Genomic DNA, 21,012 nt, shown 5'->3' with positions numbered 1-21,012 from the left:
TCGAAGACTCGCCGACCTCGGACCGGTATCTTGGACTGCACGCAATCTACCGTGGAACAGTGAGAAGAAAACCGATAGAACTGGCAGCCGTTGCAACCGCGGCAGTCCCGGGGCTGACCCCGACGGCCGTTAGCTCTGCCCCGGATGATCCGGCCGACTTCGACTCCGCGCTGCTACTCGATTCCGAGGGCAAGCGCTGGCGCGTCCGCTCACCCCGTCATGCCGAAGCCAGCGCGCGGCTGGAAACGGAATTTCTTGTGCTGCGGGCCTTCGCCCCGGCCATCCGCGCCGAGCTTCCGTTCCTCATGCCCACCGTGGCGGGCAGTGTACGTCTGGGGACCCTCAGCACGTTTGTGTACTCGCACCTCGCCGGAAGCACCCGCAGCGTTGAGGAGCTCACGGCCGGCCCGGATGTCCTGGCCCGCGAAATCGGTGTGGCCCTCGCCGCCATCCACGACCTTCCGAGGTCGCTCGTCAGCAACGCCGACCTGCCCAGCTACACACCCAACGAGTTCCGGCAGCGCCGGCTCAACGAGCTGGACCAGGCGGCCACCACCGGAAAGATCCCGCCTGCCCTGCTGCTGCGCTGGGAACACGCCCTGGAAGACGTGTCGCTGTGGCGCTTCAACCCCAGTGTGGTGCACGGCGACCTGCACGAGGACAACCTCCTGGTGGAGGGCCAGCGGGTCACCGCGGTGACCGGGTGGACTGACTTGAGGATCGGGGATCCGGCTGACGATTTCGCCTGGCTTGTTGCCTCCAATGAGCAGGATTTTGTGGATGCGGTCCTGGATGCCTACACGGCCAGCCGCAGGGACACCCCTGACAACCACCTCCTGCGCCGGGCGGCACTGTCCGCCGAATTCGCTCTGGCCCAGTACCTGGTGAAGGGAATCGCCTCGGAGGACAGCGGCATGATCGCCGAAGCGGAAGAGATGCTTGCCACGCTCGATCGGGACGTTAAAGAGTACGGCGGGCAGCCGATCAGCGTGGAACCCCAGCCGGCAACGGTTGCCGGGGATCCCGGAAATGTGCCTGTGGTCAGGGCGGCCGACGCCGGCGCCACGCCTTCAGTCGCGTCCGTCACGGTGGTGCCGGTGCCCGTCCCGGCCCCGGTCCAGCCTGCGGTCCTTGTGACCCCAATCCCGGCTGAGCCCGCGGCCGGCCCCGGGACTGACGGCTCAATTGGGGACGGCGAGGCTGCAACAGGCAGTAGCCATGATCAGGGCCAGTCCAACCCAGGCACGGGAGCCGGGGAGTTCGGAGGGCCGGACGATACGTCCACCGCCGCGATCTCCATCATCGACCCCGCAAAGAGCCAGGCCAGTTCCTAGGAACTAAGGGCAGCACCCACAATCCCCTCCAGCTCCTGGGCGGTTCCGAGATCGTGGGGGCGCACCACCTCATTGTCCGCGACGTAGAAGAAGGCTGCCTGCACCTCCTCCAGCGGGACGTCCTTCAGCCGCGCCCAAGCCAGCCGGTACGCGGCGAGCTGCACGGCTTTCGTTTTCAGCGCGGCGGCGGAGGGGCGGCGGCCCGTCTTCCAGTCCACCAGGTCCCACCGGCCGTCGGCGTCCAGGAAGACAGCGTCGATACGCCCACGGACAACAACATCCCCTACGCGGGTCTCCACCGGTACTTCGACGAATGCCGGTGACCGGTGGGCCCACGGGGACGCCTTGAAGGTAGCCACCATGGCATCCAGGTCATACGCGGCATCGATGTGGTCATCGGAACCCGAAGCTTCATCAAGGTCAAGCATTCCCGCTGCACCGAAATATTCCTCCACCCATGCGTGGAAAGCGGTTCCCTTCCGTGCTGACATGCCTGGTTCCCGGGGCACTGGCCTGCGGAGCCTTCCAAGCACTGCTGAGGGGTCCTCCCGCAGCTCCACCAGGGTGGACGCCGAGATATGGCCCGGAAGGTGCACATCGCGGCCGGCGGACCTTCGAGACCGGCGCTCCAGCAACAGCGCCGCCTCCCGTGCCCATCCCCGGGCCACGCCGCTTAGAAGCTTGCCGTCGGCCGGTTCCCCGCCGGGAGCTCCTGCCCCCGCGAGGGCCGGCAGGGATTCCTGTCCTTGGTTTTCCAGCACCGCAAGTACTTTGCCTGCGGCGGCCTCCATGGCGTCCCGCCGCCCTTTGGAGAGGCGGAGGCGATACCCGGTCCGCGGATTCACCGGCCCCTCGAGGGGATCGTAGGGCCAGCTGGCAACTTCTGTTTCCAGGGTGAGCGGGCTCGACTCCGGAAGGGACGCTTCATCCTGCGACGCCGGATGGACTATGGCTGCCTGCGGCTGTCCGTCCGCCACTTTAGCCAGCGGCTCGAGCTCGGCGAGGAACGGCGACATGTCCGCACGTCCCGCCCGGGAACCGACCCATGCTGCGCTTGATACCCACAGCACGTGCTTGGCCCTGGTGTAGGCGACGTAGGCGAGGCGGCGTTCCTCCGATTCCCCGTGGGCCTGGACTGCACCCTTGAAGTCCTTCTCTGCGTCCAGCCAGCCTTTCTGGTCCGGCTGGTCGAGGTCCCACTGGGGAAGGTCCGCCCGGTCACCGCGGAGCGGCCAGGGCAGGGCCGCGGACCCGCTGCTCCAGCGGGAGTCGCGGTCGCTGGGGAAGGCCCCCGCATTCAGCCCGGGTACAAAAACAACGTCCCATTCCAGGCCCTTGGATGCATGGACTGTGAGGAGCTGCACGGCTTCCCGGTTAATGTCGGCAGCCGGCGCTTCCAGGCCGTTTTCCTCCGCGGCCGCAGCTTCCAGCCAGGACAGGAACGCCAGAATGTCCACCCGTTGGGAGGTCCGCAGGAATCCTGCGGCGGCGTCCTGGAAGGCATCCAGGTTGCGGCGGGCCTGGTGGATGCTGATGCCCGGCCGGGCCGCCACCTCGATGTCCAGCAGCATGGCCCGTTCCACTTCACCCAGCAGGGTGGTGAGGTCATCGCCGAGGTAGCCCCGGAGCTGCCGCAGCTCGGCTGACAGGCCGGCAAGCCTGCCGCGGGCCGCGGCGCTGAGCGACCGGCCGTGAGCAGACGTCCAACCTTCCCGGGGCAGCCAGTCCAGGGCTTCCACCAGGCTGGCACCGTCCGTGAGGTCCCCCTCAAGGACGGTCTCAGTGCCTTCATCCGGCTGCCCGTCAACGGGCCGCTCGTCGCCCGCCCGCTCGTCACGACTCCGGTCTAAGGCTTGTCCGCGCCGCCGTGCCAGGTGGCTTGACCAGTCGCGCAGGGCCATCAGGTCTGCCGGACCAATGCGCCAACGGGCACCGGCCAGGAGCCGCATCAGCGCGTCGGACCGGCCGGGGTCTGCAAGGACACGCAGGGTGGCCACGAGGTCAACGATCTCCGGGGTGTCCAGGAGTCCGCCAAGCCCCACGATTTCATACGGGATGCCCCTCGCCTCGAACTGGCGCCGGACAGTTTCCATCTGCGCACGGCGCCGGCACAGGACAGCGAGGGCAGGCGGGACAGGGCTACCGTCCGGTTTCAGCTCAAAATCGGTCACCCGGTATTTGAGGACGTCATCCGCCAGCGCGGCCGCTTCGTCAACATCGGTCCCGAACCGACCCAGGACCACCGTGCCGTCGACGGCGTACGGGCTGGGCTGGAGAGGCGGAACGTCCGCTGCTGCTGCCCCGCCTCCGCCTTGCGTGCTGCTTCCGCCGGCCGGTCCGCGCCCTGCGGCTGACTTGCCCAGGGACTCGGACATCACGTTTGCCGCCGCCAGGATGGACCGCCCGTTCCGCCAGGCCGTCGTCAGGTAGGACGTAGGCGCCGGAGCCCAGTTCCCGGGTGAATCCGCCGGTCCGGTGCGCACGGGAAACTCGCGGACGAAGTGGAAGAGCTGCCCCGCGGACGCGCCGCGGAACCCGTAGATGGACTGGTTCGGGTCCCCTACCGCAGTCACTGCATGCCCGCCGGCAAAGAGCCGCGAGAACAGCACCAGCTGGGCGTACGAGGTGTCCTGGAATTCGTCGAGCAGCACCACTTTGTAGCGTTGCCGCTCCATCTGCGTGGCCAGCGGAACCTCCTGCGCCACCTTGGCAGCGAGCGCCACCAGGTCCCCGAAGTCCAAGGCTCCCCGGGCCCGCTTGGCAGCCGCATAGCGGCCCACCATGTCTGCCACGCTGGCCCGGGTGCGCAGCATCCCGGCAAGCTCGGCCGCCGCCTGCGGAGGGTTCTTCTTCTTGTCCGCCATGTACGGCAGGGACTCAAACTCCGAAAGCCGCGCCATCAGCCAGGCTTCCACGTCCTCGGGTTCCTGGAGGTGCTCCGCGCATTCCCCTGCGAGCTGGATAACCGCCTTGACCAGCGTGGATTTCGCTGCGCGGAAGTGGGTGTATTCGCCGTCGTAGGCTTCCACCACTTCACTGGCCAGCTGCCAGGCCTGCGCGCCGCCGAGGAGTACCACGTCCCGTTCCACGCCGAGCCGGAGCCCGTAGTCGGACACGATGCCGCTGGCGAACGAGTGGTAGGTGGACACTTTGGGTTCAAGCGAATCGCTGGAGACCGGTTGCTCCGGGAACAACTGGCGCCCGCCATCCTGACCGGCCAGCCGTTGCAGGGACGCCAGCTTCGCCCGTATCCGGGAGGCCAGTTCGCCCGCCGCCTTCCGCGTAAACGTCACACCGAGGACTTCTTCCGGCCGCACCCAGCCGTTGGCAACGAGCCAGACCACGCGGTCAGCCATGGTGGCTGTTTTGCCTGAACCGGCACCGGCGATAACCAGCCGGGGCGCCAATGGCGAGCTGATGATGGCGGACTGCTCCGGAGTGGGGATGTTCTTCTCGCCCAGCAGCCGGGAAAGCTCCTCCGGTGTGAACCGCGGTTCGGGCACACCCGGCCTGTCCACGTTTGAATCCGGGCTCATTCCGTGACCTGCCTTCCCCGCACGCACAAAGGACATACTTCGGGCAGCCGGCAGCCATGACCGCCGTGGCTCCCCTTGGAGGGGTCATGCCTCGCTTCGAATACGCTGCCGCCCATTACGGCAGCGGCCTCCGTCACCATGTCCATGGCCCAGTTCTCCTGCGGATCAAGTGGTTCCTGCTGCTGGATGCCCGGACCCTTGGCCCCCGTCCCCAGCTGGGCGAGCACGGCCCCACCCGGGATAGTGGGGGTGTTGTCCTCCCCCGTGTCGAAGCCACCTGCGAGTACTGCTGCCTGGTACGCACCGAGCTGCGGATGCGCGGACAGTTCCGCTTTGCCCGGCTGGCGTTTGCCTGTTTTGAGATCCACGATCACCAGCCGGCCTTCACGGTCGATTTCCAGGCGGTCCACCTGGCCGCGAAGGACCGCTGCGCGGGCCTGGCCATCATCAACAGCGACATCCGGGAGGGCCACATCGAAGTCCTGTTCGACGCCCAGCAGGCTCCTGCCCTCGCTCCGCATAACCAGCACGTATTGGGCAAGCTTGCGCACCATAGCCTCAGCGCGCTGGTAGTCCAGCTGGCCTTCCCAGTTGTCCTTCATGCCCAGGGCAGGCCAGCGGCGCACCAGTTCGGCGACATACTCTGCCCCGGACGCCTCCGGAAGCTCCTGTGCGATCGCGTGTACCAGTGTGCCCAGGCTTCTGGCGAAATCGGTGGCCGCTTCACCGCCTGCTGCCTGGACGAACCAGTCAAGCGGTGATTTCTGGACCGTCTCAACCTTCGACGGCGATACAAACACGGTTCCGCCCGGGGGGACCACGGCTGCGGAGGATGTCAGCGGCGGAAGTGCCCACCAGCTGTCCGGATGTGCCCCGGCCGCGGGCGGCTCCGCAGCCGCGAGCCTGGCAAGAACCTTCACCGCTTCGTCCGCCTCAGCCTCGTGTTTTCCGTCCAGCTGGGCGTACTGCCGGAGTTCGGCCACGAGTGCGCGCAGGGTCATGGGACGTTCCACCGGTGTGAAATTTCTGCCTTCCTGGCCCGGGTCCAGCGGTGCCGCATAGTCCAGGAAGGAGGACGGCTGATCGTCCTCGGAGGAGACGGCGGTGCAAACCAGGAGTTCGCGGGCACGTGACACGGCCGTGGAGAAGCTGCGCAGTTCGTCGTAGCGGATGTCCCGGAGCCGGCTGAGCGGGTCCCGCTGGAGCGCATAGTCGACTCCGTGCTCCACCGCGTCGGCATACAGGGTGCTGCCCAGAAGTTCACCACGTAGCCGGGTGTTGGGCCACACGCCTTCCTGGAGACCGGCCACCAGGACCACCGGCCATTCGCGGCCGGCTGCGCTGGCGGGCGTCATCAGTTCGACGGCGTCGTCCACTTGGGCCCTGGCCGCCAGCGTGTCCATGGGGAGCTCCTGGTTCAACAGGTATTCCAGGAACTGCTCCGGCCCGGCGCCGGGGACCTGGTCGACGTAGCGCTCCGCCGTGTGGAAGAGCGCCATCATGGCGTCAAGGTCGCGGTCGGCGCGTGCTCCGTGCGGTCCGCCGGCGAGCGCTGTTTCTGTCCAGGCAGCAGCGAGGCCGGTGGAGTTCCAGAGCGCCCACAGCACTGTCTCGGCGTTGGCACCGGGTTCGGCGGCGGCCTGCCGCCCGGCCTGGATCATGCGTGCAGTGCGGCGTGCGGCCCGGCCCTCCATGCCAAGGGTGGACAGGGCGCCCGGCTCCAGGAGGGCTTCGACCAGCAAGGTGTCGCTGGCGCGTCCCCCTCCGCCCAGCAGCTCCTCGCGCCGCAGCGATTGCCGCAGCCGGCGCAGCTCGATGGACGTGGCACCGCCGATACGCGACGTCAGAAGGGAGACAGCGGTTTCCGGGGTGAGCAGGCCGGGATCAACGGCGACGGCGAACGCATCGAGCAGGGGCCGTACAGCTATTTCGTCGCGGACGGCGGACTCCGCTACCGGCACACGGACGGGAATCCCCTGGCCGGACAGATACCGTTGCAGTTCGCTGACCTGGGCCCCGTTTCGCACTATCACTGCCATCTCGGCCAGGTCCCGGCCGTGGTTGATGTGCTGGTCAAGGATCCGCTGGGCAACATAACGGAGTTCGTGCACGGCGGACGGTACGAGGTGGGCTTCCACCGCTCCCTGAGGCTTATCCCCCAGCGGCTCGAGCTGCCTGGCCAGCTGCCCGCCGGCGCGCTGGGATATGCGGCCGGCAACGCCCAGCCACGCTTCCGTTAGCCCGGGGGCGTGGCGGTGGGCATACCGGAGGGGACGTTCCAGGACAGGCGCGTCCGCTGAGAGCAGCCCCGGAAGTTCAGCCACCAGGTCCGGCCGGGCCCCCCGGAACCCCTGGACCACCGTGTCCGGCGAGGACGCAACGTAGCAGTCCTTCCGGCGGGCTATGTCCGCCAGGAGCTCGAAGACGGCGGGGCTGGCCTCCTGGACGTCGTCCACCACGATCAGCTGCAGGCGCGCACGTTCCGCAGCAAGGAAATCCGGGGAATCCTGGAACACCTGGCGGGCGGCGGTGATGATGCCCGCAGGATCAAAGGCCTCAGGCATCCGCAGGTCAAGGACGTCGCGGTACTCCGCGTACAGAGCCGCGGCGGCCGTCCAGTCCGGCCTGCCGCACTGCCGGCCAAGGTCTGCGAGGTCTCCGGCGGTCAGGCCGGATTCGATGACGCGGTCGAAGAGCTGCCGCACCTCGTGGCGGAATCCGCGCGTCTCCAGCGCCCCGGCAAGATCCTCCGGCCAGGGCAATTCGAGTCCCGGCAGGCGGTGGCCTTCGAGGAGTTCTTTGATGATGAGGTCCTGCTCCGGTCCGGAGAGGAGCCGGGGCGGCCTGGCGAGGGGCAGCACACCCTCGGCTTTGGCCCGGCGGATCACATCGAAGGCGTAGGACGCCCAGGTCCGGGCGGGCGTAGTGCTGAGGCTTCTGTCCAGCCGGGCCGTGAACCGGTCCCGCAAGGAATCGGCAGCGAGCCTGCTGGGGGCCAGGATCAGCATCCGTTCCGGGTCCAGGCCGTCACGGAAAACCCGGGTGACGGCAGCTTCGATGAGGACAGTGGTTTTGCCCGTTCCGGGCGCGCCCGGCAGCAGGACAGGCCCGGACCCCTGCGCGACGTCAACGGCTGCCTGTTGATCCGGCGTCAGTGCCGGGGCGTCGGCGTTGAGGTGCCGCGGCGGCAGCAACCTGAGCCCCGCAAGGCCTGGCGCACCTTGGTGCCCTGCCTCGCGGGGCAAAGTGCCGTCGTCGTGCCTTGCTCCGGGCAAGGCATCAAAGCCGGCGCCAGGATCTTCCTGCTCGCGGTACTCATCAAGTGGACCTGTAAAAGGAACTGTTACTGTCACGCCGACATTCCATCATCAGCCACCGACAATTGCCGGAGCCCGCGCGCCAGCTCCGCCGCAATCGTGTCGATGTGCTCAAAGTCTCCATCCCCCGGCACCCACCGGGCGGCCGCCAGGTCCACGCGCCAGGAGCCCTCCCCCGTCCGCAGGTACGCCTCATGGGAGCCAAGGAGGGCGGTTCCCTCCTCGCGGTAGTGACGGAGAGCTTCCGCTTCATGCCCCTCGGGTGCGTGTCCGCTCGCCTTGAGGATCCGCCACCAGGGAACGCCGCTGCCATAGTGGCTCATGACCGAGCCAACCTGCCTGGGCCCGCCCGATCCCAGGAGTTCGGCGACGTCACCGTAGGAGACTGCGGACCCTGCCGGAACCAGCCCCACGATGGCCAGTACCGCCTCCACATACTCAATCCGCATTGATCCAATGTAGCCGCAGTGGCGCTCCCGGGAATTGTCGGTGGCCCCCGCTAGCGTTGAACCATGAGCACCTGGAACACCCTTCCCCGCGCAGCCTTCGACCTCGAAACCACAGGCCGCAACTCGCGTGCGGCCCGTATTGTCACCGCATCAGTCACAGTGGTGGACCACAAGGGCGACGTCATCACGGAGCACGAGTGGCTGGCGGACCCCGGCGTTGAAATTCCCACCGAAGCCAGCGACGTCCACGGCATCACCACGGAACAAGCCAGGCGTGAGGGCCGGCCTGCCCACGAGGTGACGCAGGAGCTCGCGGCCGTGCTGCAAGGCCTGTTCGACGACGGCGTTCCCGTCATCGCCTTCAACGCCAGCTACGACTTCACGGTGCTCGCAGCCGAATCGGCCCGCTACGGGGTGCCCCAACTTACCCGGTTTCCGGTCCTGGACCCTTACATCATGAACAAGCAGGTGGACCGCTACCGCAAGGGCAAGCGCACCCTGACGGCCTTGTGCGACGAGTACGGTGTGGTGTTGGATAACGCCCACACGTCTGCCGCCGATGCCTTGGCCACCCTGCGGGTCCTGGACGCCATGGCCGGCAAGTTTCCCAAACTCAGCATGCCGGCCAGCCAACTGCACCAACTGCAGGTGGACTGGGCCGTGAGCCAGGCCGCTGATTTCCAGGACTATCTCCGCAAAACCAAGCCCGCAGCCGTCATCGAGGGCGACTGGCCGGTGCTTCCGCCGCAGGACGCCAGCACCGGAGGCTTCTAGCCGGGCCAGCCAATTTCCTCGGGAGATATCAGTCACATCGCTTAATAAGTGGGCTGATTTTTTCAGGGGTTGATTCGATAAGTCGGCAACAGGTCAGCGTCCTGGCCCGCCGATGGGACGGTTTCTCCGAAGTTAATTCGGAAGGATTGAGACCGGGAGCTTGGATTCTTCACCTAACAGGTGCAAAAGTGCGAAGTGAGACAATAAAGTTTTGCGGTCACCCCTGCCCTGGCCTTGCTTGACCAGCACCGGGCAGGTGCCAGGCGCCACCAGCGCAGCCTTGCGGCCCGGTTGACTTATGACTCAATGAAAGTGACAACCTGATGAAAATCAAAGCGATGAAGTGGCTGACTACCGCTCCCGTGGCAATCGCCCTGGCGGTTTCCCTGGCAGCGTGCGGCTCAGGATCCGCCCAGCCCAGCGGCACCCCCACGGACGCCCTCGCCGGCAGCGACCAGCAGACGCTGGACAAATACACCACCGCCGATGTCACCCCGATCGACAAGATCGACAAGACGAAGCTTGGCCTCATCACCGAGGGCACGCTGCGCGTCGGTACGCTCTCTGACGCCCCGCCGAACATCTTTATTGACCCGTCCGGCAAGTTCACGGGCTACGACAACGAACTGCTCCGCGCAATCGGCGACAAGCTGGGCCTGAAGGTCGAGTTCGCTTCGACCGACTTCTCCGCCCTGCTGTCCCAGGTGGCGAACAAGCAGTTCGACGTCGGATCCTCCTCGATCTCCACCACGGATGCCCGTCGCAAGACGGTCGGCTTCACCAACGGCTATGACTTCGGCTACATGGCTGTGGTGACCAAGAACGATGCCAAGGTTGCCGGCTTCGCCGACCTCAAGGAAGGCGTCCGCATCGGCGTGGTCCAGGGCACCGTCCAGGACGACTACGTCACCAACACCCTGAAGCTGGAGCCGGTCCGCTTCCCGGACTACAACACCGTTTACGGCAATGTGAAGAACGGCCAGATCGACGCCTGGGTGGCCCCCTCCCAGCAGGCCACCGGCCAGGTCAAGGAAGGCGACAACACCAAGATCGCCGAGAAGGTTGTCAACACCCAGAACTTCACCGCCTACGCAGTGAACAAGGATAACCAGGCCCTCATCGACGCCCTCAACGCAGGGCTGGACGCAGTCATCGCTGACGGCACCTGGACCAGCCTCACCTCCGAGTGGTACAAGGACCGCCCCACGGTGGCAGAGCAGACCCCGCAGGGCTGGAAGCCGGGCAGCAAGGCCGTCCAGATCCCCGCCAAGTAACCCGGCGTTCCATGGATATCCTCAAGCAGCTGGCTGACACCTTCCTTGACTGGGAGGCAATGGGCGAAGTCATCCCGAAGATGTTCGCCGTCGGACTACCAAACACGCTCGTTCTGGCGGTCATCTCGGGCATCATCGGGACGTTGCTCGGGATGGCGCTTGCCCTGATGGGGATTTCCCGGAATGCAGCGGCGCGATGGATTGCACGCATCTACACGGACGTCCTGCGCGGACTTCCGCCTGTGCTGACCATCCTGGTCATCGGATTCGGTTTTGGGCCCATCATCCGCGAACTGACAGGTTCCACCAGCCCTTACCCCATGGCGATTGCCGCTCTGACCCTGATGTCGGGAGCCTACATCGGCGAGATTTTCCGCTCAGGGATCCAGAGTGTGGACAAGGGTCAACTTGAGGCGTCCCGTGCTTTGGGGTTCGGCTACGGCGCGTCCATGCGCCTCGTGGTCGTTCCCCAGGGCATCCGCCGGGTGCTTCCGGCCCTGGTGAACCAGTTCATCGCGCTGATCAAGGAATCGTCCCTGGTCTTTCTCCTGGGCCTGCTGGCCACGGAGCGCGAAATCTTCCAGATCGGCAAGGACGCGGCGGCGACCAGCGGCAACCTGTCACCCTACGTGGCTGCGGCGATCTTCTATCTGGTACTCACCATCCCGCTGACGCACTTCGTGAACTACATCGACCACCGGCTGCGCACCGGCAAGCCGGAAAAGAAGGAACCGGATGAGCTTGCAGCACCTATCGGCAAGGGGGCACAGGCATGACGGACTTCGCTTCCGGAACCCTGACCGGCAAGAACCTGCACCTCTCGTTCGGGCACAACCATGTCCTCCGCGGCATTGACCTGCATGTGGAGAAGGGCAGCACGGCGTCGGTGATCGGCCCGTCCGGCTCAGGCAAGTCCACACTCCTTCGGGTGATGAACCGGCTGATCGAGCCTGACCAGGGGGACATTCTCCTGGACGGCCGTTCAGTCCTGAAGGACAACCCGGATGAGCTCCGGCAGCGCATCGGCATGGTATTCCAGCAGTTCAACCTGTTCCCGCACAAGACGGTGGCGGAGAACGTCTCCCTGGCCCTGCAGAAGCTGCGGAAGCTTTCCAAGGACCAGGCCCGCGCCGAGGCGCTGGAGCAGCTGGACCTGGTGGGACTGAAGCACAAGGCCGACTCACGCCCGGCGAACCTGTCCGGCGGCCAGCAGCAACGCGTGGCCATCGCCCGTGCGCTGGCCATGAAGCCGGAAGTGATGTTCTTTGACGAAGCTACCTCCGCGCTGGACCCCGAGCTGGTGAAGGGCGTCCTGGCGCTGATGACGGACCTCGCCAAGGGTGGCATGACCATGGTGGTGGTAACCCACGAAATGGGCTTCTCCCGCAACGTCTCGGACACGGTGACGTTTATGGACGCCGGTGTGGTGGTGGAGTCGGGTCCGCCCGAGAAGATCTTCACCGCCCCGGAAACCGAGCGCCTCAAGGGCTTCCTCTCGGACGTCCTGTAACGCCTGCACAAGAAGAAAATCCCCGGTTGCGGACTGCAACCGGGGATTTCTTTTATGTCCTGGACGGCCGACGGCGGGACTAGCCTCCGGGACTAGCCTCCGGGATTAACCTTGTGCGGCTGCTGCCGCCTTGGCTGCCGCCGGAAGGGCGTCGAAGATGCGGTTCATGGCGGCGTCGTCGTGCGCGGCGGACAGGAACCAGGCCTCGAAGACCGACGGCGGCAGGTAGACCCCGGATTCCAGCATGGAGTGGAAGAACGGCGCGTAGCGGAAGGCTTCCTGGGCCTGGGCGTCGGCATAGTTGTGCACGCCGTGCGCGGAGGTCCCGAAAGCCACCGAAAAGAGGTTGCCTGCGAACTGGATGGAGTGGTCCACGCCGGCTGCGTCGAGGGCAGTGGACAAGGCAGAGGAGAGTTCCAGCGAGCGAACGTCGATAAAGGAGTAGACGTCCCGGGTGGCATGCGTCAACGTAGCCACACCGGCAGCCATCGCCACCGGATTTCCGGACAGTGTCCCTGCCTGGTACACCGGACCCGTGGGGGCGAGGTAATCCATCACGTCGGCACGTCCGCCGAGGGCCGCCGTCGGCATTCCTCCGCCGATGACCTTGCCGAAGGTGAGCAGGTCCGGTGTCCACGGCTCGGCGGCGTCCGGCGCACCGCCGGTGAGGCCCCAGTAGCCGGAGTAGCCGGTGCGGAAGCCGGTGAGGACCTCGTCCACGATGAGCAGCGCCCCATGCTCGCGGGTGATCCGGGACAGGCCCAGGTTGAAGCCTTCCCCGGGTGTCACCACGCCCATGTTGGCCGGCGCCGCCTCGGTGATGACGGCGGCGATGTTGGGGCCGTGGGTGGCGAACGCTTCCTTGACGGCGGCGAGGTCGTTGTACGGCAGGACCAGGGTTTCGGCGGTGGTGGCCTCGGTGACCCCGGCGGAGCCGGGCAGGGCGAGCGTTGCCACGCCCGAACCCGCAGACGCCAGGAGGCTGTCCAGATGCCCGTGGTAGCAGCCGGCGAACTTGATGATGAGGTTGCGGCCGGTGAATCCGCGGGCCAGCCGGACAGCTGTCATGGTGGCTTCGGTTCCGGTGGAGACCATGCGGAGGCGTTCGACGGCGGGCACGCGTTCCTTGACGATTTCCGCCAGGTTGGCTTCGTCCGGGGTGGACGCCCCGAAGGAGAGGCCCCGGTCCACGGCGGCGTGAACGGCTTCCAGCACGGCGGGGTGCGCGTGGCCGAGCAGCGCAGGACCCCAGGAGCAGACCAGGTCAACGTATTCCTTGCCGTCGGCGTCCGTCAGGTACGGGCCCTGGGCGGAAACCATAAAGCGCGGCGTTCCGCCCACGGATCCGAAGGCCCGCACCGGCGAGTTGACCCCGCCCGGCATCAGCTGGCGGGCGCGGTCGAAAAGTGCCTCATTGCGAGGATTGCTGGAAGTCATGGTTCCTATTCTCTCAGGTAGCGCGCCGCTCATGAGGTGGCCAGCAGTTCCGCCACGCGGGGCGCCACCGCTGTACCCAGCAGCTCGATGGAGCGCATCATCGCCGAGTGCGGCAGCGGGCCATTGCTGTATTTTAAGTCGAAGCGGTCCACACCCAGGTTTTGCTTGAGCTGGACAATTTTTTGCGCCACGGTTTCCGGGGACCCGACATAGAGGGCACCCTCCGGAGCGCACAGAGCCTCAAACTCTCCCCGTCCGGCAGGTCCCCAGCCGCGCTCGGCTCCCAGCTTGTTCCGCAGCTTCAGCCAGTGCGGGAAGAGTTCCTCCCGGGCCTGCTCGTCGGTTTCGGCCACGTGGCCCGGTGAATGCGTAGCAACCTGCTGCATGGGGTGGCCATACTTGCCCATGGCTTCCCGGTACAGGTCCACCAGCGGGCGGAAGCCGCGCGGCTGCCCGCCGATGATCGCGAAAATGATCGGATAACCGTATTGCGCGCAGCGGAGCACGGATTCAGGCGTCCCGCCGACGCCGATCCAGGTGGGCAGCAGGTGGTGTTCCAGGGGCGGGTACACGCTCAGGCCGGCGAGGGCTGGCCTGGTGCGGCCTTCCCAGTGCACCGGCTTCTGCGCCCGCACCTTGTCGAACAGCTCAAGCTTCTCTTCGAACAGCACCTCATAGTCGGCGAGGTCCAACCCGAACAGCGGGAACGATTCAATGAACGAGCCGCGGCCCAGCATCACCTCGGCCCGGCCGTTGGAGAGGGCGTCCACCGTGGAGAACCGCTGGAACACCCGGATGGGATCGTCAGAGCTGAGCACCGTAACGGCCGAGCCGAGGCGGATCCGGGTGGTGCGGGCGGCGGCCGCGGCCAGGAAAACCTCGGGCGCGGACACCGCATAGTCTTTGCGGTGGTGCTCCCCCACACCAAAGGCGTGAAGCCCGACGGCGTCCGCGAGTTCCGCCTGCTCCAGCAGGTTGCGCAGCACCTTGGCATGCGGCTGCGGGCTTCCGTCGGCGTTCTCACCAATGTCGCCGAAGGTGTTCAGGCCCAGCAGGATCCGCTGCGGGCCCACCGGCGCGGTGGGAACCGGCGGCACTTCAGTCATCAGGACTCCTTCAGCCAGCCGGCCAGCTCGGCCGCCCAGTAGGTCAGCACCATGTGGGCCCCGGCGCGCCGGATGCCCAGCACCGATTCGGTGATGGCGGCGCGGCGGTCGATCCAGCCGTTGGCGGCGGCGGCCTCAATCATCGCGTACTCCCCCGAGATCTGGTATGCCGCCACCGGGACCGGACTCATCGCCGCCACATCCGCAACGATGTCAAGGTAGCTCATGGCGGGCTTCACCATCACCACGTCCGCTCCCTCGGCGAGGTCCAGTTCCACCTCGCGGAGGGCTTCCGTCCGGTTGCCGGCGTCCATCTGGTAGGTTCGCCTGTCACCCTTGAGCTGCGAGTCCACCGCTTCACGGAACGGGCCGTAGAAGGCTGACGCGTATTTGGCGGCATAGGCAACCACCGAGGTGTTGGTGTGCCCGGCCTGGTCCAGAGCTGACCGGATGGCGGCGACCTGGCCGTCCATCATTCCGGAGGGGCCCAGCATGTGGGCACCGGCGTCGGCCTGCGCCACTGCCATTTGTGCGTAGATCTCAACGGTGCGGTCGTTGTCCACGTAGCCGTCGGCGTCCAGCACGCCGCAGTGCCCGTGGTCCGTGAACTCGTCCAAGCACACGTCGCTCATGATGACCAGGTCATCGCCGACCTCTGCCCGGACATCCCGGATGGCCTTGTTCAGGACTCCCTCAGGGTCCAGCGAGGCTGTCCCCTCCGCGTCCCGCGTCTCGGGGATGCCGAACAGCATGATGCCGCCGAGGCCCAGCTCAACGGCTTCCGCCGCGGCCCGTTTCAAGGTATCAGTGGTGTGCTGGACAACGCCGGGCATCGACGTGATGGGGTTCGGCTCGGCCAGGCCTTCGCGGATGAAGGCCGGAAGGATCAGCTCGGCAGGCGCCAGCCGGGTTTCAGCGCTCAACCGGCGCATGGCGGGGGTGGTGCGCAGGCGGCGGGGGCGTTGGCTCGGAAATGTCATGTTCGACGTCCTTCACGTTGTCTGTGGAATGTGTTCGTACCCGCTGGGGTGTCCCGCAATCTGGCGGCGGCGTCCCGGCCCGTCACCCTGGGGCGGCGAGCGCCGCTTCGACGGCGGCTACCAGCCCTTGCGGCGTCGGCTCGGCGGCGATTGCCGCCACGGGAAGGCCGAGGGCGGCGGCCTGTTCCGCCGTCGACCGCCCAATCGCCACCAGCCGGCAGCCGTGCAGCGGTGAGAGCGCATGGATCCTCCGCACAGCACTGGGCGAGGCGGCGACCACCGCGTGGATCTGTCCGGCGGCGATTTCCGCATTGGCGGCTTCCGGCGTCAGGAGTGAATAGGACGGCGGCACCTGGCCGGGTCCCGCATCCTCCGCCGGGATGGCGAGCCTCCGCTCCGGTGCCGCCGGGTAGCCGACGGTCCGGTAGGCGGTGACGGCTGTGACGAGGCTGCCTGCCGCCGTCAGCCCTTCAGCGAGGAGTGCCGGCGCAATGTCTGCCTGGGGCAGCAGGACCTTCCCGGCACCGGCGGGCCACACCTCGAGGAGGCCCGCGGCCGACTGTTCGTCCCCGGGCGTCAGCTCCACCGGCAGGCCGGCGGATTCCAGGAGCCCCCGGGAGGCCGGTCCGACGGCGGCGATCCGGGTGCCGGCCGGGATCCACTGTCGCAGGCTGAGCCCGCGCTCGGCGGCTTTGGCCAGGAGCACATGGACCGTGGTGGCGCTGGTGATGACCAGCCAGTCGTAGGCGCCGGCACCGAGCGCGTCGCAGGCCACGTCCAGTGAATGCTGGTCGGCGGCGCGCTCGAAGTCGATCAGGGGCAGGAGCAGCGGCTGCGCCCCCGCCTCCTTGAGCGCGGCGACAAGTGGCAGGGAGCGTTCCGGGCTCCGGGTAATCAGTACCCGGACTCCGTTCAAGGGCCCGGTGCCAGGCTTATTGCCGGGCCCGGTCCCGCCGGCGGCAGCGCTTGCCGGCATGCTCAACCGTCCCCTGACAGGGGATTGCGGGCGGGGCGGGAAAGCAGTCCCATGGCGGGATCAGGAAGCCTGCAGGTCTGCGATATCGGCGGCACCTGCGGCCAGGAGGACCTCGGCAAGTTCGATGCCCAGCAGGGTGGCGCCGACTTCCGTCAGGCCGTCCGTTGCCCGTTTGTCCCGGACCGATGCGGTGCCGTCCACGGCGCACACCACGGCTTCGAGGTGGAGCATGCTGCCCTTCCGGTAGGCGTAGGCGCCCACGGGTGCGGCGCAGCCGGCCTCGAGCCGGGCCAGCAGTGCCCGCTCGGCCGTGACGGCCAGCCGGGTGTCCGGATCATCAAGGGCGGCAAGTGCCTGGGCCAGGACTCCCCTGGAGCCTTCTGTGGAGCCCGGCCGCGGCGGAGCGTCCGCGGTGCGGCATTCAATGGCGAGCGAGCCCTGGCCGGCGGCGGGAAGCATCACCTCCGTCTCGAGGAACTCGCTGACCGCGTCCAGCCGGCCGATGCGTTCCAGCCCGGCCGCGGCCAGGACCACGGCATCGAGGTCGCAGGTCTTCCCCGGGACTGCCTCGTCCGTGGCGTTGCCCGGCAGCCCCGGCACCCGGCCCAGCCGGGTGTCCACGTTCCCTCGGATGTCCACGATCTCCAGGTCCGGCCTTGCGGTGCGGAGCTGCGCGGCGCGGCGCGGGGAACCGGTCCCTACCGTCGCGCCGGACGGGAGGTCGGCGAGCTTGAGCCCGTCGCGGGCGCAGAGCACATCGCGGACGTCCACGCGCCGCGGGGTGGCCGCCAGGCTGAGCCCTACTGCGGGGCCGGTGGGCAGGTCCTTGAGCGAATGGATTGCCACGTCACACTCGCTGCGCAGCAGCGCATCGCGCAGGGCGGCGACGAAGACGCCCGTGCCGCCCATTTGCGACAAGGAACCGGTGAGGACGTCGCCGTCGGTCCTGATGTGGACGAGCTCCACCGGGAAGCCTCCGACGGCGGCGAGCTGGTCAGCTGTCTGCTGCGTCTGGGTGAGCGCGAGCTTGCTGGCGCGGGTTCCGATGCGCACCGTCACTGTTTCGCTGCTCCCCCGGCCGCGCCGGTCTGGGCAACACCGGATTCGGCAACACCGGATTCGGCAGCGCCGGACGGGCCGGCGGCTGCTTCGCCCGGGTAGGGGTCGTGGCCCGTGCCCAGGGTGGTGTCCGCCCCGGCAATGGTGGGCTTCTCACCGCGGAAGTTTGCGCAGCACCCCGGCCGGCAAACGTCGTACCAGGGCCCGAGGGCGGTCACGGCGGGGCGGTCGCTGATGTAGTTGGCAACGGTACGTTCGGAAATCAGGTCCACGAGGCCGTTGACGAACTTGCGGTGAGTACCGGGAGTGGGCACCCGGGTGGCGGCAAGTCCGAGGTTGGCGCAGGTTTCCAGCGCTTCGGTGTCCAGGTCCCAGACCACTTCCATGTGGTCGCTGACGAACCCGAGCGGCACAATAACAATGCCCTTCACGCCCTGGCCGGCGAGTTCCTCGATGGCGTCGTTGATGTCCGGTTCGAGCCACGGTACGTGCGGGGCACCGGAGCGGGACTGGTAGACCAGTGACCAGGGGGCGGTGAGGCCCGATTCCTCTTCGACGCGCTGGATGACGGCGGACGCCGTGGCGAGGTGCTGGGCCACGTAGGCGGAGCCCTCCTCGAATTCACGGGGTTCCCCCTCGGAGCGGCCCGCCGCCTCGGCGTCCCTGGTGGGGATGGAGTGCGTGGCAAAGAGGATCTGGACCGGGGCGTCAGGGGTGCCCGCAGCGGCAAGCTGCTCCCGGACGGTGGCCAGGCCGGCGCTGGTGCCTTCGATGAAGGGTTCCACGAAGCCGGGGTGGTCGAAGTACTGGCGCACCTTGTCTACCTCAAGACGGCCGTCCAGGCCGGTCTCCCTCAGGGCCATGCCGATGTCCTCGCGGTACTGGCGGCAGCTGGAGTAACAGGAGTAGGCACTGGTGGTGACCATCAGGAGGCGGCGGTGCCCGGCGTCGTACGCGTCCTGTAGGGTCTGCGGGATGTACGGTGCCCAGTTGCGGTTGCCCCACAGCACGGGAAGGTCGATGCCGCGTGCTGACAGCTCCGCCTCGAGGGCCGCCTTGAGCTCACGGTTCTGCTGGTTAATGGGGCTGATGCCGCCGTTGGCCCGGTAGTGGTGTGACACTTCCTCGAGCCGCTCGTCCGGGATGCCGCGGCCGCGGGTGACGTTGCGGAGGAACGGGATGACGTCCTCCTGGCCTTCGGGGCCGCCGAAGGAGGCCAGCAGCACGGCGTCGTAGTTCTTCGGCGCCATCCTTCCCGCCTCGGTGATGGGGTTAACGGCCGTGAATTCGGCCGGGTCCCGGGCTTCGAGCGGGCTCATGCCAGCACCTCGGCGACCTCTGCGGCGGAAATCCGGCGCCCTGTGTAGAACGGGATTTCCTCGCGGACGTGGTTGCGTGCCTCAGTGGCGCGCAGGTGCCGCATGAGGTCCACCAGGTCCACCAGCTCGGGTGCTTCCAGGCCCAGGATCCATTCCCAGTCGCCCAGCGCGAAGGAGGAAACAGTGTTGGAGATGACCTGCGGGAAGTCGCGGCCCAGCAGCCCGTGGTCGCGGAGCATCTTGCCGCGCTCGGCATCGGGCAGGATGTACCACTCGTAGGAACGGACGAACGGGTAGACGCAAAGCCATTCGGCCGGTGCGACGCCCCGGGAGTAGGCAGGAGTATGGTTCTTGGCGAACTCCGCCTCGCGGTGCACGCCCATGGCCGACCAGACAATCTCGGTTCCGGCGAAGAGGGTGCTGCGGCGGATGTCCCGGATTGCCTGCTGCAGGCCTTCAGGCTTGGGCCCGTGGAGCCACACCATCACGTCAGCATCTGCCCGCATCGCGGAGACGTCGTAGCTGCCGCGGTGTGTCACGCCAGCCTGGGTAAGCCGTTCCAGCAGGGCTTCGAAATCAGCGGCGGCATCAGCGCTGCGGATGAGGGTTTCGGAACGCTTGAAAACCGTCCAAAGGGTGAAAAACTGCTCAACTGATTCTTCGGTTTTAGTGACAGATTCGGCAGAAGTGTGGCTCATGGTTACAAGTTTGCCCCTTCGTACCCGCCAAGTCGAAACCGACGAATTCTACAGAGCGTAGAAGTGGTCAAAGTCACAGGCGCGTCCGCTATCCTGCCGGCCCGACGCCGGTCTTAGGGATTCCGCAAGCGGAAAAAGACCAGCCCCGCGGCCCCTGCCACTCCCACCAGCCCCGAGCCCAGCCACACCAAGGCACTCTTCGGCTCCGGCTGCGCATTCAACTCCGCGCTGCTCCGCACGCTGCTGGCTTGAGTGCCTGCGCTGTAGGAAGGGCTCCAGCCCGCGTCGGACTGGGGTACTGCATAGTTCGACGCATTGGCCGCCTGCCCGGCGGACGCTGCCGCGCTGGATGCAGCCCCTGCGGTTGCTTCGGTTCCGGACTGGCCTTTGCCCGTGCCTGGTAGGTCCACGGGACTGGGTCCGCCGGGGCTGGGCTCCGCGGCCGGGCCGCCCGCCGGACCCGCCGGCGTTTCCTGCGCGCCAGGGGCTTGCGAGTCAGGGGCACCAGCGGCCGAAGTCCCTGCCGCCGGACTTCCCGCGGCCGGCGATGTTGGGGCGGACGCCTTGCCCGGGGCGGACGCCGCGGGATCCGGAGAGGTGGCCGGCGACGCGGGGGCGGAGCCCGCAGGCGCGGACGTCGCAGGGCGCGTCGCCGTCGGGGCGCTGGAAGTCGGCGTGCTGGAAGTCGGGACGCCTGCCGTGGGAACAGGGGATGGCGTTGCTGTGGTTGCAGGTGCCGGCGTGGAGCGGGGCGCCTGGGTGACGGCAATGACCGGCAGAAGGGCGGAAGGGACTACCGAAGCAGCTGCAGAAGCGGAAGCAGTCGCAGTCGGGGTGGCCCCGGCCCGACGGTTACTGCCGGCGTTGGGGTTCTCGCCCAGGTTCTTGCCGGGCGCATCCTCGCGTGCCCGGGCGGACTGGCCCGCCAACTGGGCCACCACCGGGAGGGAAGCAGTGTCCACGGCCGGGGCCCCCGGGTCCCCGGGGTCTGCCGTTCCTTCCGCGGATTGGGACGCCGGGACGCCTGTGGATAGAACCAGTACCGCTCCGATTGCCGCGGCTGCAGCGCCACGCCGGATTCCCCCATGGATACCAGTCCGGGACATTGAAAGCTCGGACTTGTTTTGAAGCATAGTCATCGACCCTAGCCATTTTGCTAGGCGAAGTGAAAGCCGAAGAAGCCGGAGTGGCGGCCCCGAGAAGGCCTGTTCGCTGGCAGCACGGTTCTGACCAGTAAAGACGT

Annotated in this window: 16 protein-coding genes; 5 read left to right on the top strand and 11 right to left on the bottom strand. The window is 67.3% G+C overall.

Translation table 11 applies throughout. The features are described 5' to 3' along the window. The first annotated feature begins 59 nt into the window (after positions 1-59). Positions 60-1,334 carry a macrolide 2'-phosphotransferase gene (locus QF047_RS06265; protein WP_306634523.1) on the top strand — a complete coding sequence of 425 codons (1,275 nt, stop codon included), beginning with the start codon at positions 60-62 and terminating at the stop codon, positions 1,332-1,334. Here QF047_RS06265 and QF047_RS06260 read toward each other — a convergent pair. The 3 genes from QF047_RS06260 to QF047_RS06250 form a co-directional block, all read right to left on the bottom strand. Beyond that, complete coding sequence (locus QF047_RS06260) at positions 1,331-4,870, bottom strand: ATP-dependent DNA helicase (RefSeq protein ID WP_307274915.1); 3,540 nt, start codon at positions 4,868-4,870, stop codon at positions 1,331-1,333. The two genes, QF047_RS06265 and QF047_RS06260, sit on opposite strands and share 4 nt — an antisense overlap. Continuing rightward, positions 4,867-8,115 carry an ATP-dependent helicase gene (locus tag QF047_RS06255; protein ID WP_373427795.1) on the bottom strand — a complete coding sequence of 1,083 codons (3,249 nt, stop codon included), beginning with the start codon at positions 8,113-8,115 and terminating at the stop codon, positions 4,867-4,869. The genes QF047_RS06260 and QF047_RS06255 overlap by 4 nt, the downstream gene beginning before the upstream one ends. 104 nt (positions 8,116-8,219) lie before the next feature. Next, a complete protein-coding gene (locus QF047_RS06250) occupies positions 8,220-8,636 on the bottom strand; it encodes an MGMT family protein (RefSeq protein ID WP_306634527.1) in 417 nt (138 codons plus the stop codon). 63 nt (positions 8,637-8,699) lie between these two features. Here QF047_RS06250 and QF047_RS06245 point away from each other — a divergent pair, with 63 nt between their 5' ends. The 4 genes from QF047_RS06245 (at position 8,700) to QF047_RS06230 (ending at position 12,194) form a co-directional block, all read left to right on the top strand. Continuing rightward, a complete protein-coding gene (locus QF047_RS06245) occupies positions 8,700-9,410 on the top strand; it encodes a 3'-5' exonuclease (RefSeq protein WP_307274909.1) in 711 nt (236 codons plus the stop codon). A gap of 323 nt (positions 9,411-9,733) precedes the next feature. Further along, positions 9,734-10,684, top strand: coding sequence for an ABC transporter substrate-binding protein (locus tag QF047_RS06240; RefSeq protein ID WP_306634530.1), 951 nt, complete (start codon positions 9,734-9,736; stop codon positions 10,682-10,684). An 11-nt stretch (positions 10,685-10,695) separates the two neighbouring features. Next, entirely contained in the window at positions 10,696-11,460 is a 765-nt protein-coding gene (locus tag QF047_RS06235) for an amino acid ABC transporter permease (RefSeq protein WP_306634531.1), read from the top strand. Next, positions 11,457-12,194 carry an amino acid ABC transporter ATP-binding protein gene (locus tag QF047_RS06230; protein ID WP_307274905.1) on the top strand — a complete coding sequence of 246 codons (738 nt, stop codon included), beginning with the start codon at positions 11,457-11,459 and terminating at the stop codon, positions 12,192-12,194. Before QF047_RS06235 ends, QF047_RS06230 begins: the two co-directional genes overlap by 4 nt. Positions 12,195-12,299: 105 nt before the next feature. On the opposite strand, the gene hemL is transcribed toward QF047_RS06230, so the two are convergent. The 8 genes from hemL to QF047_RS06190 form a co-directional block, all read right to left on the bottom strand. Then, positions 12,300-13,631 (bottom strand): glutamate-1-semialdehyde 2,1-aminomutase, encoded by a 1,332-nt coding sequence (gene hemL / locus QF047_RS06225; protein ID WP_307274903.1) that lies wholly within the window; start codon positions 13,629-13,631, stop codon positions 12,300-12,302. 29 nt (positions 13,632-13,660) lie between these two features. Continuing rightward, complete coding sequence (locus tag QF047_RS06220; RefSeq protein WP_306634534.1) at positions 13,661-14,737, bottom strand: LLM class flavin-dependent oxidoreductase; 1,077 nt, start codon at positions 14,735-14,737, stop codon at positions 13,661-13,663. Continuing rightward, positions 14,737-15,717: a porphobilinogen synthase gene (gene hemB / locus QF047_RS06215; RefSeq protein ID WP_307274901.1), complete on the bottom strand. Its 981-nt coding sequence runs from the start codon at positions 15,715-15,717 to the stop codon at positions 14,737-14,739. Before hemB ends, QF047_RS06220 begins: the two co-directional genes overlap by 1 nt. 82 nt (positions 15,718-15,799) lie before the next feature. Beyond that, on the bottom strand, positions 15,800-16,693 hold the full coding sequence (locus QF047_RS06210; RefSeq protein ID WP_306634538.1) for a uroporphyrinogen-III synthase: 894 nt from the start codon (positions 16,691-16,693) through the stop codon (positions 15,800-15,802). Between the two features lie 60 nt (positions 16,694-16,753). After that, a complete protein-coding gene (gene hemC / locus QF047_RS06205; protein WP_306634539.1) occupies positions 16,754-17,752 on the bottom strand; it encodes a hydroxymethylbilane synthase in 999 nt (332 codons plus the stop codon). Further along, positions 17,749-19,071 carry a ferrochelatase gene (locus tag QF047_RS06200; RefSeq protein WP_307274897.1) on the bottom strand — a complete coding sequence of 441 codons (1,323 nt, stop codon included), beginning with the start codon at positions 19,069-19,071 and terminating at the stop codon, positions 17,749-17,751. The genes hemC and QF047_RS06200 overlap by 4 nt, the downstream gene beginning before the upstream one ends. Beyond that, positions 19,068-19,769 carry a hydrogen peroxide-dependent heme synthase gene (gene hemQ, locus QF047_RS06195; protein WP_306634543.1) on the bottom strand — a complete coding sequence of 234 codons (702 nt, stop codon included), beginning with the start codon at positions 19,767-19,769 and terminating at the stop codon, positions 19,068-19,070. Before hemQ ends, QF047_RS06200 begins: the two co-directional genes overlap by 4 nt. A gap of 113 nt (positions 19,770-19,882) precedes the next feature. After that, on the bottom strand, positions 19,883-20,908 hold the full coding sequence (locus QF047_RS06190; RefSeq protein ID WP_307274895.1) for a hypothetical protein: 1,026 nt from the start codon (positions 20,906-20,908) through the stop codon (positions 19,883-19,885). Positions 20,909-21,012 lie beyond the last annotated feature (104 nt).

Origin of the sequence: Arthrobacter sp. W4I7, assembly GCF_030816215.1 — a bacterium.
Taxonomy (GTDB): domain Bacteria; phylum Actinomycetota; class Actinomycetes; order Actinomycetales; family Micrococcaceae; genus Arthrobacter; species Arthrobacter siccitolerans_A.
Note: the sequence above shows the minus strand (reverse complement) of the source record. Positions and strands in the feature narration are given on the sequence as shown.

Bases quoted from the DNA above. Each gene is read 5' to 3' on its own strand.
- QF047_RS06260 (WP_307274915.1), bottom strand. From the start codon at position 4,870: ATGAGCCCGGATTCAAACGTGGACAGGCCGGGTGTGCCCGAACCGCGG.
- QF047_RS06250 (WP_306634527.1), bottom strand. From the start codon at position 8,636: ATGCGGATTGAGTATGTGGAGGCGGTACTGGCCATCGTGGGGCTGGTT.
- QF047_RS06245 (WP_307274909.1), top strand. From the start codon at position 8,700: ATGAGCACCTGGAACACCCTTCCCCGCGCAGCCTTCGACCTCGAAACC.
- QF047_RS06240 (WP_306634530.1), top strand. From the start codon at position 9,734: ATGAAAATCAAAGCGATGAAGTGGCTGACTACCGCTCCCGTGGCAATC.
- QF047_RS06235 (WP_306634531.1), top strand. From the start codon at position 10,696: ATGGATATCCTCAAGCAGCTGGCTGACACCTTCCTTGACTGGGAGGCA.
- QF047_RS06230 (WP_307274905.1), top strand. From the start codon at position 11,457: ATGACGGACTTCGCTTCCGGAACCCTGACCGGCAAGAACCTGCACCTC.
- hemL (WP_307274903.1), bottom strand. From the start codon at position 13,631: ATGACTTCCAGCAATCCTCGCAATGAGGCACTTTTCGACCGCGCCCGC.
- QF047_RS06220 (WP_306634534.1), bottom strand. From the start codon at position 14,737: ATGACTGAAGTGCCGCCGGTTCCCACCGCGCCGGTGGGCCCGCAGCGG.
- hemB (WP_307274901.1), bottom strand. From the start codon at position 15,717: ATGACATTTCCGAGCCAACGCCCCCGCCGCCTGCGCACCACCCCCGCC.
- QF047_RS06210 (WP_306634538.1), bottom strand. From the start codon at position 16,693: ATGCCGGCAAGCGCTGCCGCCGGCGGGACCGGGCCCGGCAATAAGCCT.
- QF047_RS06200 (WP_307274897.1), bottom strand. From the start codon at position 19,071: ATGAGCCCGCTCGAAGCCCGGGACCCGGCCGAATTCACGGCCGTTAAC.
- hemQ (WP_306634543.1), bottom strand. From the start codon at position 19,769: ATGAGCCACACTTCTGCCGAATCTGTCACTAAAACCGAAGAATCAGTT.
- QF047_RS06190 (WP_307274895.1), bottom strand. From the start codon at position 20,908: ATGACTATGCTTCAAAACAAGTCCGAGCTTTCAATGTCCCGGACTGGT.